The 13,435-nt window shown below is 66.7% G+C and carries 13 protein-coding genes; 7 read left to right on the forward strand and 6 right to left on the reverse strand.

The genetic code is table 11. The features are described from left to right. Positions 1 to 27: 27 nt before the first annotated feature. The 4 genes from ACI48I_RS07685 (at position 28) to ACI48I_RS07700 (ending at position 3,475) form a co-directional block, all read left to right on the forward strand. Complete coding sequence (locus ACI48I_RS07685) at positions 28 to 1,146, forward strand: TIGR03118 family protein (protein WP_498573799.1); 1,119 nt, start codon at positions 28 to 30, stop codon at positions 1,144 to 1,146. A 160-nt stretch (positions 1,147 to 1,306) separates the two neighbouring features. Then, positions 1,307 to 1,795, forward strand: a complete 489-nt coding sequence (locus ACI48I_RS07690) for an SET domain-containing protein (RefSeq protein WP_498573800.1) — start codon at positions 1,307 to 1,309, stop codon at positions 1,793 to 1,795. Between the two features lie 10 nt (positions 1,796 to 1,805). Further along, entirely contained in the window at positions 1,806 to 2,996 is a 1,191-nt protein-coding gene (pncB, locus tag ACI48I_RS07695; RefSeq protein WP_498573801.1) for a nicotinate phosphoribosyltransferase, read from the forward strand. Between the two features lie 59 nt (positions 2,997 to 3,055). Then, positions 3,056 to 3,475 (forward strand): DUF4019 domain-containing protein, encoded by a 420-nt coding sequence (locus ACI48I_RS07700; RefSeq protein WP_193685323.1) that lies wholly within the window; start codon positions 3,056 to 3,058, stop codon positions 3,473 to 3,475. Between the two features lie 4 nt (positions 3,476 to 3,479). Here ACI48I_RS07700 and ACI48I_RS07705 read toward each other — a convergent pair whose 3' ends face one another. Continuing rightward, complete coding sequence (locus ACI48I_RS07705) at positions 3,480 to 4,577, reverse strand: L-dopachrome tautomerase-related protein (RefSeq protein ID WP_498573802.1); 1,098 nt, start codon at positions 4,575 to 4,577, stop codon at positions 3,480 to 3,482. 41 nt (positions 4,578 to 4,618) lie between these two features. Beyond that, positions 4,619 to 5,743, reverse strand: a complete 1,125-nt coding sequence (locus tag ACI48I_RS07710; RefSeq protein ID WP_193685325.1) for a DNA topoisomerase IB — start codon at positions 5,741 to 5,743, stop codon at positions 4,619 to 4,621. Between the two features lie 178 nt (positions 5,744 to 5,921). Here ACI48I_RS07710 and ACI48I_RS07715 point away from each other — a divergent pair, with 178 nt between their 5' ends. Beyond that, positions 5,922 to 6,134 (forward strand): ParD-like family protein, encoded by a 213-nt coding sequence (locus ACI48I_RS07715; RefSeq protein ID WP_193685326.1) that lies wholly within the window; start codon positions 5,922 to 5,924, stop codon positions 6,132 to 6,134. Next, positions 6,131 to 6,898, forward strand: coding sequence for a type I methionyl aminopeptidase (gene map / locus ACI48I_RS07720; RefSeq protein WP_498573803.1), 768 nt, complete (start codon positions 6,131 to 6,133; stop codon positions 6,896 to 6,898). Before ACI48I_RS07715 ends, map begins: the two co-directional genes overlap by 4 nt. Here the strand turns inward: map and ACI48I_RS07725 are convergent. The 4 genes from ACI48I_RS07725 to ACI48I_RS07740 all read right to left on the reverse strand — a co-directional run bounded on the left by ACI48I_RS07725 (position 6,895) and on the right by ACI48I_RS07740 (position 12,820). Then, positions 6,895 to 7,479 carry a hypothetical protein gene (locus ACI48I_RS07725; protein ID WP_498573804.1) on the reverse strand — a complete coding sequence of 195 codons (585 nt, stop codon included), beginning with the start codon at positions 7,477 to 7,479 and terminating at the stop codon, positions 6,895 to 6,897. The two genes, map and ACI48I_RS07725, sit on opposite strands and share 4 nt — an antisense overlap. Before the next feature lie 155 nt (positions 7,480 to 7,634). Beyond that, a complete protein-coding gene (locus ACI48I_RS07730; protein WP_498573805.1) occupies positions 7,635 to 9,263 on the reverse strand; it encodes a Na+/H+ antiporter in 1,629 nt (542 codons plus the stop codon). A gap of 159 nt (positions 9,264 to 9,422) precedes the next feature. Next, positions 9,423 to 11,669 (reverse strand): hybrid sensor histidine kinase/response regulator, encoded by a 2,247-nt coding sequence (locus ACI48I_RS07735; RefSeq protein ID WP_498573806.1) that lies wholly within the window; start codon positions 11,667 to 11,669, stop codon positions 9,423 to 9,425. Beyond that, positions 11,666 to 12,820 (reverse strand): pyridoxal phosphate-dependent aminotransferase, encoded by a 1,155-nt coding sequence (locus ACI48I_RS07740; protein ID WP_498573807.1) that lies wholly within the window; start codon positions 12,818 to 12,820, stop codon positions 11,666 to 11,668. The genes ACI48I_RS07735 and ACI48I_RS07740 overlap by 4 nt, the downstream gene beginning before the upstream one ends. A gap of 266 nt (positions 12,821 to 13,086) precedes the next feature. Here ACI48I_RS07740 and ACI48I_RS07745 point away from each other — a divergent pair, with 266 nt between their 5' ends. After that, positions 13,087 to 13,425 carry a hypothetical protein gene (locus tag ACI48I_RS07745; protein ID WP_498573808.1) on the forward strand — a complete coding sequence of 113 codons (339 nt, stop codon included), beginning with the start codon at positions 13,087 to 13,089 and terminating at the stop codon, positions 13,423 to 13,425. The last annotated feature ends 10 nt before the right edge of the window (positions 13,426 to 13,435 follow it).

Raw genomic sequence — 13,435 nt, forward strand, 5'->3', positions numbered from 1 at the left:
TTCCCGACCCAGCCCTGAGGAGCAGCCATGCACATCCATTCCAAAGCGGCCGCCTGGTTCAAGGCGGCCCTCTCCGGCGCGGCCCTGGCCGCCGTCGTCGCAGCCTGCGGGGGCGGCGACGACCATCCGATGCGGCCGCCGGTCGTCATGCCGCCGGTCGCCACCAGCGCCTATGCCACGACGGTCCTGGTGGCCGATGCGGCGCCGGCGCCGCACGTCGATACGCACCTCGTCAATGCCTGGGGCATCGCCTTCAATCCGACCGGCTTCGTCTGGGTCAACAACGAAGGTACCTCGACCTCGACCCTGTACGACGGCGCCGGCGTGCCGCAGTCCCTGGTCGTCGCGATTCCCGCCGGCACGGCCGGCGCGGCGCGGCCGACCGGCATCGTGTTCAACGGCAGCAGCGATTTCAAGGTGACCCAGAACGGCGTCACCGGCGCCAGCCCCTTCATCTTCGCCGGCCTGGCCGGCACGGTGGCCGGCTGGTCGCCCACGGTGAACCGCACCAATGCGGTGACGGTGGTCGACAGCGGCGGCGCGTCCGTCTACACGGGCCTGGCGATCGCCAGCTCGGGCGGCGCGAACTTCATTTACGCGGCGGATTTCCGCAATCGCCGCATCGATGTCTACGACGGCAACTGGCAGAAGGCGACGCTGCCCGGCGGCAGTTTCACCGACCCCAACCTGCCGGCCACCTATGCGCCCTTCGGCATCCAGGCCGCGGGCGGGCGCATCTACGTGGCCTATGCGCAGCGCGACGCCTCCGGCGAGGAGGCCAAGGGCGCGGGCCTGGGCATCGTCGACGCCTTCGATCCGAACGGCGCCTTCGTCGCGCGGGTGGCGACCGGCGGCGCCCTGAACGCGCCCTGGGGCATGACGCTGGCGCCGGCCGCCTTCGGCGACTTCAGCAACAGCCTGCTGGTGGCGAATTTTGGCGACGGCAAGATCAACGCCTACAACCCCAGCACCGGCGCCCTGATGGGGACGCTCAGCCGCGCGGACAAGACGCCGATCGTCATCGATGGCTTATGGGGTATCGCCTTCGGCAATGGCATCCAGGCGCAGCCGACCACCACCCTGTTCTACGCGGCCGGGCCGGGCGACGAGGCGCACGGCCAGTACGGCAAGATCGAGCTCCAGTAAGGGCGCGTGTCCCGTTGGCGCTCGCTGCGGTGTCGTCCGCAGCGGGCGTTTTTTTCGCCGGCGAGAAATACTCATGTGCGGCGTGGACGGAAAAAACGTACGATAATAGTAATGATGCACATCGCGCATGCCGCGCGTCGATCGCCAACCCGAACCCTACATGCCCACCAAACCCGCAGCCAAGGCCGACCCGGCCTATGAAGTGAAGAAATCCCCCGTCCACGGCAACGGCGTCTTCGCCCGCCGCCACATCGATGCCGGCGAGCGCATCATCGAATACCGGGGCGAACGCATCACCTGGGACAAGGCGACCCAGCGCGCCGAAGACCGGGGCGGCCCGATCAACCACACCTTCTACTTCAGCCTGCACGACGGCCGCGTCATCGACGGCGGCAGCCGCGGCAACGAGGCGCGCTGGATCAACCATGCCTGTTCGCCCAACTGCGAAGCGTATGAAGACGAAGGGCGCGTCTACATCCACGCGCTGCATCCGATCGAGCCGGGCCAGGAACTGAACTACAACTACGCACTCATCTACGACGAGCGCCACACACCGGCCCTGAAAAAACTGTTCGCCTGCCGCTGCGGCACGCCCGGCTGCACCGGCACCATGCTCGCGCCCAAAAAACGTCAAAAGAAAAAGGCGTGAAAGAAAAATCATGAAACCCATCGTCCGCAGCCTGCTGGAAACCGACCTCTACAAATTTACGATGTGGCAGGCGCTGCTGCACCGGCACCCGAACGCGCATGGCGAATACGAATTCCTGTGCCGTAACCAGCCGGACTATCCGCTGGCCGAGCTGAAGGAAGAAGTCGAGCGCGAGCTCGACCATCTGTGCGAGCTGCTGTTCACCGACGAAGAGATCGCCTATCTGCGCGGCCTGCGTTTCATCAAAAGCGACTTCGCCGACTTCCTGACGGTGTTCCGCTTCCAGCGCAAGTTCATCACGGTCGAGACCGACGGACCGCACCTGCGCATCCGCGCCACCGGCCCGATCGTGCATGTGATGGGCTTCGAGATCTATGTGCTCTACATCGTCAACGAGCTGTATTTCCGGCGCTTCGACGCCGCCGCGGCGATCGAGGAAGCGCGCAAGCGCCTGGCGCTGAAGGTCGAACAGTTCCGCGACTTCGACAAGGAGCCGAAGCGCACCAACCCCTTCGAATTCTTCGACTTCGGCGTGCGCCGGCGCTTCTCGGGGGAGTGGCAGGACGAGGTCGTGTCGACGCTGGCGCGCGAGCTGCCGCAGTTCTTCAAGGGCACCTCGAACGTGCACCTGGCGCGCAAGTACAACCTGGTGCCGATCGGGACCATGGCGCACGAATACATGCAGGCCTTCCAGGCCTTCCCGGTGCGCCTGCGCGACTTTCAGAAAGCGGCGCTCGAGGACTGGGTGCAGGAATACCGCGGCGACCTCGGCACGGCGCTGACCGACGTGGTCGGCATGGACGCCTTCCTGGCCGACTTCGACCTGTATTTCGCCAAGCTCTTCGACGGCCTGCGCCACGATTCGGGCGATCCGCTGGAATGGGGAGAAAAGGCGCTGGCGCACTATGCGAAACTGCGCATCGACGCCCGCACCAAGCGCCTCGTGTTCTCCGATGCGCTGACCGTGCCCAAGGCGCTGGCCCTGTACCGCCATTTCGCCGACCGCACCCAGACCGGCTTCGGCATCGGCACCCAGCTCACCAACGACACGCCCTATAAAGCGCTGAACATCGTCATGAAACTGACCCGCTGCAATAACCAGCCGGTGGCGAAACTGTCGGACACGCCCGGCAAATCGATGTGCACCGACGAGACTTTCATGGCCTACTTGCGCCAGGTGTTCCAGCATTCCGTATCCTAGGCCCGGTTCCTGGACCGGCTGCGCGGCGGCCGCTTGCCGTCAACTCGATGGAGAACGTCTTGAAAGCACTCGCCGCCTTCGTGCTGGCCGCCGCCAGCTTCGCCGCCCCGACCATTCATGCGCAGGAAACGGCCAGCGTCGCCGCCGCAACCGACGCCGCCACCCAGTGGCTCGCCCTCATGGATGCCGGCAAGATCCCTGAATCCTGGGATGCCATGGCGCCGGCCATGCAGCAGGCCGTGACGCGCGACACCTGGGCCAGGGTCGGCAGCGAGGCGCGCGCCCCCTTTGGCGCGGTCAAGACGCGCACGCTGGGTTCGGCCGGCTACACCCGCACGCTGCCGAACGCGCCTGCCGGCGAATACGTCGTCATCCAGTACAACACCGACTTCGCCAGGCGCGCCGGCGCCGTCGAGACCGTGGTCCCGATGCGCCAGCCGGACGGCAGCTGGAAAGTCTCGGGCTACTTCATCCGCTAGCCGCTCAGTTACCCGGCTTGCCCGGCACCAGGCGCCACAGCTCGGTCGGCAGCGCGCTCGGCGCGTCCGGCTTGAAGAAAGCCGAATCCTGGATGTGCGAGGTCGTCACATAGACCGTGCCGTCCGGGCCCTGGCTGAAGGTGTCGGGCCAGCGCAGCCGTTTGTCCTGCACCAGTGTCTGCAGCGGCGCGCCCGGCCCTGCATCAAGGTCGCGCATTTTGATCGCATTGTCCTGCACGGCGGTGAGCAGCATGCGGTTGCTGCCGCGCGGGATCAGCAGGCCGTCGTTCACGCCGTTCAGGCCATAGGGTTCGACTTCCTTCGAGACGTCCTCGCCGCGCATGCCGGCGCCGCGCAGCTGCTCCGTGCGGATGCGGTACAGGGTGTCGCCCTTGATCGCCTGCCAGTACAGGTACTCTCCGTCGCCGGAGAGCTCGATGCCGTCGGCCGAGAACTCGACGCCGCGCCCGTCCGGACGGCGCAGCACCTTGCCGTCGGCTTTGACGTCGAGTCCCTTCTTCATCTGGGTGGAGTCGTCGCCGTCGAGCACGCGCACCGCCTTGCCGCTCTTGATGTCGACCACCACGATCGCGCCTTTCACGCCCGAGTCGGTGATGTAGGCGACGGCGCCGTCGTTCGAAAAGCGGACGTCGTTCAGGTAGGAACCCTGGGGCGCCGCGTCCTCATCGAAGGCGATGGTCTGTTTCACCTTGTTGGTGGCGAGGTCGATGCGCACCAGCTTCGGTCCGCCGTCGACCACATGGCTTTGCGCCGGCGCGGCCGGGTCCAGTACCCACAGGCTGCCGCGGCCGTCGGCGACGACGCTCTGCACGCAGACCCAGTGGTCTTCCGGACTCAGCTCGTCCTTCTTCGCATTGCGCCAGGCGTTCCATTCTTCGTCCGGATAGGGCTTGACGCTGCCGTCGGCCAGCACTTCGGCCACCGAGACCGGCGCGTCTTCGGTCCAGCGCGGGAAATTGACGAAGATGCGATTGTCCTCGGAGACGGTGACGCCCGTCACCTGGTGTTCGAAACGGGCCACGCAGTCGATGCTGCAATGGCCTTCCTGCAGATCGAAAGTCGATGCGGTCTTCTTGCTCATGAATGTCCTTGGAATCGTTGAAAAGGGGGAGAGGCCGACGCTCAGGCAGCCTTCTTCTGGTTGCCCGAGGCGGCTTCGGCCTCGTGCGCCAGGCGCTGCTGCAGCATGGCGAGCACGGCTGCTTCCTCGGGCTGGAGCGCGTGCAGGTCTTCGACCAGCTCCTGTTCGGTGCGTTCGCGCATGGCCTCGATCACGGCGCCTTCCATGTAGGCGTCGAGCACGGCCGGATGCACATAGCATTTGCGGCAGACCGAGGGCGTGTTGCCGAGCTTTTGCGCCACCGACTCGATGGCGCGCACGACGTTCTTCTTGGCCTGGGTTTCGGAATCGAACTTCTCGAATTCCTGCAAGGCGAGGGCGGCCAGCACCGTACCCGACCAGGTACGGAAATCCTTGGCCGTATAGTCTTCGCCGGTAATGCTGCGCAGGTAATCGTTGACGTCGGAAGAATCGATGCTATGTGTCTCGCCATCTTCGCCCACGTACTGGAACAGTTCCTGGCCGGGCAGGTCGCGCGTGCTGCGGATGATGCGCGCCACGCGCCGGTCGTGCACCTTGATCTTGTGGTAGACGCCGCTCTTGCCCCGGAAAGAGAAGGCGACCTCGCTGCCGTCGACTTTCACGTGGCGGTTGCGCAGGGTGGTCAGCCCGAAGGATTTGTTGGTGCGCGCATATTCCTCGTTCCCGACCCGCATCATGGTCGCCTCGAGCAGGTAGACGATGGTCGCCAGCATTTTTTCGCGCGGCAGGCCGGGCAGTTTCAGGGCGCGGTCCACTTCGGCCCGGATCGCGGGCAGGGCCTTGCCGAAATTGATCATCCGCTCGTACTTCACCTCGTCGCGCACGCTGCGCCATTTCGGGTGGTAGCGGTATTGCTTGCGCCCGCGCGCATCGCGCCCGGTCGCCTGCAGGTGGCCGTTGGCCTGGGGGCAGATCCAGACCTCGGTCCAGGCCGGCGGGATGACGAGCGACTTGATGCGTTTCAGGGTCGCCTCGTCCTCGATCGGCTCGCCCTTGGCCGAGAAGTAATTAAAACCTTCTTGCGCCGGCTCGCGCCGGATGCCGGGCCGGTCGTCGTGGACGTAGCGCAGCCCGGCCGCCTTGGCGGCGGCGGGCGGATCGCTGAGCGGTGCAGGGTCTTGCTGCGTCTGGGCGTCGAGGGTCATGGTCGCGGCTCTGGAGTCAATGTGCCGGACCGATCTTACGCCTTCCACATGTGCGTACCGTTCGGGAGCTAACGCAGCGCGCGGGGCAGGACGATGACCTGGATCAGCAAAGATCGCTTGCACTATGCTCGATCGACAATATATGATCCGTATATAAATCGTATATAAGGGGTTTGGCATGGGCATTGTTAACATCGACGACGATCTGCACGACCAGATTCGCAAGGGGAGCAGTGTGTCGCACCGCTCGATCAACGCGCAGGCGGCGTTCTGGGTCAGGATCGGCATGCTGGCCGAATTGAATCCGACCCTGAGTTTCAACGAGCTCATGGCGCGCGAGCTGCGGGCGGCGGGCATCATGGAGGACGCCATCCGGGTGGCCTCGACATGACCAAGCGGCCGGAAGAGATCGCCCTGCTGGCCGAATCGGGCAAGCTGCTGGCGCAGGTGTTCGGCCACCTGGACCGGCTGAGCCTGATCGGCATGTCCACCATGCAGGTCAACGACCTGGTCGACAGCCTGATCGTCGACGAGCTGAAGGCGCGGCCGGCCAGCAAGGGGCAATACGGCTATGCCTATGCCCTGAATTCTTCCCGCAACAACGTGGTCTGCCATGGCGTGCCATCGACGAGCGAGCTGCTGCAGGACGGGGACATCGTGAATTTCGACATCACGCTGGAGAAGAACGGCTATATCGCCGACTCCAGCAAGACCTATCTGGTCGGGGCGGTGTCGCCGCTGGCCGAACGGCTGGTGCAGGTGACTTACCAGGCGATGTGGAAGGGCATCAAGGCCGTGCGTCCGGGTGCGACGCTGGGCGACGTCGGGCATGCGATCGAGCGCCATGCGCGGCGCAACGGCTATTCGGTCGTCCGGGAATACTGCGGGCACGGGATCGGCCGCGAAATGCACGAGCCGCCGCAGGTGCTGCACTGGGGGAAACCGCAGACAGGCCTGGTGCTGCGCGAAGGCATGGTGTTCACCATCGAACCGATGCTCAACCAGGGGCGGCGTGCGGTACGGACCGAGGATGACGGCTGGACCGTCGTCACACGCGACGGGCAGCTCTCGGCACAGTTCGAGCACACCGTGGCCGTGACCCGCAATGGCGTGCAGGTGCTGACCCTGCGCCCTGAGGAAAGGATGCCGGCTTAAGCTGCCGGTGTCGAAGCTACGGGCGCGGTGCCACGGGCAGGGCGCAGCGCCCACAGGGCACTCATCCACAAGATCAGCCCGGTGCCGAGAAAGCCGACCGGATCGCGCGCCCCGCCCGGTGCGAGGAAGGGATACGACAGCGCCAGGGCAACCATCGCGCATGCGGTGAGGTAATGGGGCGGGTTGCGGTACACGCGCGCCAGCGGCACGAAGTGCAGGCCGATCACGGCGATCGCCATCGGCACCACCCAGTCGCCCAGTCCCAGGTTGGCCATGACATTGCCGAGCACCAGGATCAGCAGCCACTGGCCCAGGTTCACGAGGTTGAACACACGGTCGGCGCGGCGCTTTTCCGCCGAGTCGGGTTCGCCGGCCAGGGCCGGTGCATGGCGCCGGTAACGCATGCCGGCAAACATGAACAGGACCAGGCCGAGCGCGCCGATCGTCAGGGCCAGCGGCAAGCCGGCATGCGCACGCTCGTTCCAGACCTCGAGCAGGACGCTGCCGAAAAAGCCGAAGATCAGCGCTCCCAGGGCGCGCCTCGCGCTCAGGGCATCGGCAACATGGATGGAAGTCTGCATCGCCGGCTCCTTCTCTCCCAAATGGTTGAGCAGAATTCTGGCGCAGTTTCGGGTCCTTGACAATCGTGGCGCCGGCCGTGCGCGCCTGCGTTGGAGGAAAGCGACGGGGGCGCGTTTCTTTTTATCGGCGCCGGCCGAACGGTTCTGCAAGTCCCTCAGCCGTACCTGGACTCGACCAGGTCGATCTCGCGCAGCAGCTTGCGCGCGATTTCGTCCGACAGTTCGCGCGCGTGCACCAGCGCCAGGATCGCCGTGCGTTCTGCCTTTAAGGCGGCGAGCCGGTATTCGCGCTCGGCCTGTTCCGCCACGCGCACGCGCGACGGGTCGTACAGGCCGCCCACGCCCAGCCGATGCTCGTAGACGCCGCGCACATGGTCGACGGCGCTGGCGTGGACGTCGGCGTCATGTTCCTTGTCGGCGTGGCCGTGGGCAGCCTTGTCGATGGCAGCGATGGCGGCGAGGGCGGCATCGTGGCGTGCGCGGTCTTCTTCGGCCAGTTCGGCCGGTTCGTCCGGGACTTCCAGGTTGCGCAGCACGCGCGGCAGGCCGATGCTGGCCACCAGCAGCGACACGATGATGACGGCGCTGGCATAGAAGATCGCCAGGTCGCGGGCGGGGAAGGGCGCGCCGCCGGGAAGCGTCAGGGGCAGGGTCAGCACGCCCGCCATCGTGATCGCGCCGCGCACCCCGGCCAGCGAGGTGGCGACCACCAGCCGGAAGTTCGGCGTGTAGACGTGCTGGCCGTGGCGCCGGGCTTTCAGGATCGTCAGGCGCAGCGAGACCCAGACCCACACCAGGCGCAGCAGGATCAGGCCCAGGCTGATGGCGAGGGCCGTGCCGAGCAGCGACATCGGCGTCATGTCCGCATCGAGCCGGGCGTCGTGCAGGGCGCGTTGCACGATCTCGGGCAGCTGTTCGCCGAGCAGCACGAACATCACGCCGTTCAGGGAGAACTGCACCGTGTCCCAGACCACGGCGCGGCGCACGCGGGTCGTCGCCAGCGCGCGGCCCGAGAGTTCGACAAAGCTCATCGTGACGCCGGCCGAGACGGCGGCCAGGATGCCCGAGGCTTCGATGTGTTCGGCCGCGAGGTAGGCGCCGAAGGGGATCAGCAGGTTCACCAGGATCGGCGAGCCCGGTTCCTCGCCCAGGCGCTGGGCCGCCACACGCTGGATGAAGGCCACGCTGACCGTGATCGCGACGCCGCAGGCGATGCCGGCCAGGGCCACCCAGAGGAAGGTGAACGAGGCGCTGGCGAGCGAAAACGCGCCCGTCATCGCGGCGGCGACGGCGAAGCGGAAGCACACCAGGCCGGTGGCGTCGTTCAGCAGCGATTCGCCCTCGAGGATGTGCATCAGGCGGTGCGGGATCGGCACCCGCGCGGCGATCGAGGACACGGCCACCGGGTCAGTGGGCGCGACGATCGCGGCCAGCGCAAAGGCCACGGGCAGCGGCATGGTCGGCACCAGCCAGTGGATCAGGAAGCCGGCGCCCAGCACCGTAAACACGACCAGGCCCAGGGCCAGCTCGAGGATCGTGCCCTTGTCGCGGAACAGGCCGACCTTCGGAATGCGCCAGCCATCGAGGAACAGCAAAGGCGGGAGGAACAGGAGGAAGAAGATCTCGGGATCGAGCGCGACGCCGCGCTTGAGGACGCCGGCAATGACGGCGCCGAGGGCGATCTGCACCAGCGGCAGCGGCACCGCGAAGGGCAGCAGCCGCACCAGGTAACCGCTGCCGATCACCGCCAGCAGCATTGCGAGTACGACGCCTACCGATTCCATTCATCCCCCTTCATGTCGAATCGGCATGATACGGGAATGCGGGGCGGAGTGGTTTTCGTAGGGTGGGCATTCATGCCCACGCGGTGATACGCGGCTGGAAGATCATCGAGCACGGTAACGGAGCCGCTACCTATCACCGCGTGGGCACAAGTGCCCACCCTACCGCGGATGCTGCTCCGCCGCCGCATCGGCCAGCAAATCCGACAACTCCACCGTATTGACCGGCTTGACCATGTAACGATCGAAGCCCGCCGCCACGGCGGCGTCGCGGTCCTGCTGGCGGCCGTAGCCGGTCATGGCGACCAGCGTGGCGCCGGTGGCTTGCGGCAGGCGGCGCAGGCGGCGGGCCAGTTCGTTGCCGTCGAAGTCGGGCAGGCCGATGTCGAGCAGGCAGACGTCGGGCACGAACACGCGCGCCAGTTCGATCGCGTCGGCGCCGCAGTAGGCGATTTCGACCCGGTGGCCGCCGGCGGCCAGGAACAGCTGCAGCGTGTGCGCGGCGTCCAGGTTGTCGTCGACCAGCAGCACTTTCAGCGGCTTGACCGCCTGCGCGTGGCCCGCGCTCTGCGCCACCGGGGTCAGCACTTCCTGGCTGTGGCGCGGCAGGCGCACGGTGAAGGTGCTGCCCTGGCCGAGACCGCGGCTTTCCGCCCGCACCGTCCCGCCGTGCAGTTCGACCAGGCTTTTCGCCAGCGCCAGGCCCAGGCCCAGGCCGCCCTGCGAGCGGTCCGGCGTACGTTCGGCCTGGGTGAACAGGTCGAACACGCGGGAGACCAGCTGCGGCTCCATGCCGATGCCGTCGTCGCGCACGGTGAGCACGTAGTCGGCGCCGTCTTCAGCCAGGCCCAGTTCGATGCGTCCGCCTTCGGGCGTGTACTTGTTCGCGTTGTTGAGCAGGTTGGCCACCACTTGCACCAGCCGCTTATGGTCGCCCTTGACCGTGGCCGGGCTGGACGGCAGGTCGAGCACGACGCTGTGGCGGCGGGTCGAAATCAGGGGGCGGATCTGCTCGGCCGCGTCGTCGATCACTTTTCGCAGGTCGAGCACCTGGGTCGAGATCGAGACCAGGCCGCGCGTCACGCGCGACACGTCGAGCAGGTCGTCGACCAGGCCCGTCATGTGCTCGACCTGGCGCGCGATGATGGCGCAGGTCTGCGTGATCTGGGCGTTGTCCGAGTGGAGCAGTTTCAACAGGTGCGCGCCGGTGCTGATCGGCGCCAGCGGATTCCTCAATTCGTGCGCCAGCATGGCGAGGAATTCGTCCTTGCGCTGGTCGGCCGCGCGCAGTTCGCGTTCGGCCAGGCCGCGCGCCGCTTCCTTCTTTTGCAAGGTCGCCGCCATCTCGTCCAGCGCCTCGGCCAGCTGGCCGATTTCTTCGCGCTCGTAAGCGATGCCCGAGCGGGCGTCGAGGTCGCCGGCGGCGATGCGGCGCGCCGTGTCCATCAGTTTGCGCACGCGCTGCACGATCAGCACGTCCCCGGCCAGCCAGGCCGCGAGCAGCGCCAGCATGGTGGTGGCGGCCAGGCCGACCAGCGACATCAGCTGGGCGCGGCGTGCGCCCGCCGTGACGGTGTCGACCGGGATGCCGATCGTGACCGTGTAGTCCGACAGCGAAGGCGCGCCCACGCGGGCGAAGGTGTGCAGGCGTTCGACATCGTCGTCGTCGCGCAGCACGACGGCGCGCCGGCCGCCGCCTTTCACGGCCTCGCGCATGGCGTCGCGCATCGCGGTCGAGACCTTGGTGCCGAACCAGCGCTCGGGGTCGGGACGGCGCGAGATGATGGTGCCGTTGGCGTCGGTCGTCACCAAAACCGAGCCGGGCGGCAGGTTGATGTCGGCGACAAAGGTGTCGAGGCCGGCGAGGTCCATTGCCGCGAAGACGACGGCGACGACCTTGCCGCTGCGGTCGATCACCGGATAGGTGAGGTTGATCGTGTGGCGCCGGATCACGCGGCCGAACACGTAGTCGCCGGCGATGAAGCGGCGTTCGGAGATGGCGCGCTTGAAGTGGCTGCGGTCGCCCAGGTTGACCGAATGGAGCATCGGCACGGCGCTGCAGGTGACGTCGCCGTTCAGCTGGATCAGGCCGAAGTTGACATAGCCTTCGTTGCGGTCCAGGACGTCCGCCAGCAGCGCATTGCAGCGCGGCGTTTCGCCCAGCAGGTCGGGGACGCTGGCGAGATCCACCAGGATCTGCCGCGCGCGCTCGACCGATTGCGCTTCGTTGGCCGCGGCCAGGTTGGTCAGGCGGCGCAGGTTGTCCTGGGAGGCCTCGACCGCCTGCTCGCGTTCGCGCAGCCCGCCCAGGATGGTCATCAGGGCCAGCGGCAGGATCGCCAGCGCGACCAGCAGCATCAGCCGGCTGCGCAGGCTGCCCGGCTTGAAGGGTGCGCGCGGCGGTTTCATCGTCGCGCTGCCATCCGGTCGCCGAATGCGACCAGGCGCCGCACGCCTTCCATCAGCGTCCAGGTGTCGTCGCGGATGTAGCCGATGCGGATGAAGCCGGGCACGCCGAGCGCGTCGCCCGGCATGATGGCCACGCCTTCCTCGGCCAGCAGCGCTTCGGCGAAGGCCTCGGTGTCATGGGTGAGCGCGCGCACGTCGCCCCACAGGTAGGGGCCGGAATCGGGACACTTCATCTCGATCCACGGCACTTCGCGCACGTGGCGCAGCACCGTGTCGCGGCGCTCGCGGTATTCGTCGATCATGTGCTGCTGGGGGCCGCAGTCGAAGGCGGCGACGGTCGCGACCTGGGCCAGGTGCGAGGCGGCCGCCGTGATCGGACCCTGCAAGGTCTGCATCGCCTCGGCGATCTCGAGCGGGGCCAGCGCAAAGCCGAGGCGCCAGCCCATCATCGCGTAGCTCTGCGAAGCCGAGAAGATCGTCACCACGCCGAGCGCGCGCCAGTCGCACAGGGTGGCGAAGCTGGTGTGGGCCGGGCCGAAGCTGAGGTGTTCGTAGCTCTCGTCGACGATCACCTGGGAGCCGTTGGCTTCTACCCAGTCGCGGATCGCCTCCAGCTCCTGCTTCGTATAGACCTTGCCGGTCGGGTTGTGCGGATTGTTGATGATGACGAGGTCGGCGCGCGGGCAGGCGCCCAGCGTCGCGGGCGTCACCTGGTCGGGCAGGTCGACCAGCACAGGGGTCAGGCCGAGCAGCTGGCAGGTGGTGACATAGGCGGGCCAGTGCGGCTTGAAGATCAGCACGCTGTCGCCCGGATCGGTCATCGCATACAGCGCCTCGTACAGGGCCTGCTTGGCGCCGTTGGTGACGATGATCTCGCCGGCTTTGGCGTCGATGCCGTTTTCGCGTTGCAGCTTGGTGCACAGGCTGCGGCGCACATCGAGCGCGCCGGCCACGCCGGTATAGGGCATGGTGCGTTCTTCCTGCACGGCGGCCGTCACGGCGTCCAGCACCGGCGCCGGGGGAGGGAAGTGCGAGATCGCGATCGAGAAATCGATGATGCCCATGCCCTCGTTGCGGAAGGCTTCGACGCGGCCGTGCATGGCGGTCGTTGCGAGGGGACGGGAGGCGGCAATCCGGTGCGAAATCTTCATCTTCTTATGCTCAGCTTATGCTCTATGATTAAACGATTGACACTGTGTCTCCGTGTGGCTTCCGCGTGCCACAACATTTCCTGATTGTACTAAAAAATTGCAGCGGGGCGAGCGCGAATGGCGTCAAACCGGACCCGGCGGGCATGTTCCGTATGACCTTCCGTTTTACGTGTGTTCAAACGCCGACAGCGCGGCACCATCCCGGGCGGGCGCCGCAGGGAAAAGGATTCTGGTACGGTGGTCACAACTGCAACAATGGAGCGACCATGAACAAGCAGATCGTACGTGTGCTGCCCGACTTCGCGGCGGCCGACCAGGCGCGCAAGACCTTGCTGGCAGAGGGGTTCGACGGCGACGGCATCGATATCAAGGTGACCACCGACGAAGCAGGTCCTGCCGAGAGCAATTTCTATGTCGGCGATTCGCCTCAGGTGAAGGGCGGTACCGATTACAAGGATGTCTTCAAGCCCGCCGATCGCGGCGACCTGTGCGTGATGACGGTCACGGTGGCCGACGCCAGTCAGATCGAGCGCGCGACGGCCATCCTCGACTACAACGGCGGGCTCGACGTCGACCCTGCGCACAATCGGCCAGGCCGGGCCTGAGCCCGGCGCC

Source organism: Massilia sp. LXY-5, from assembly GCF_059801075.1.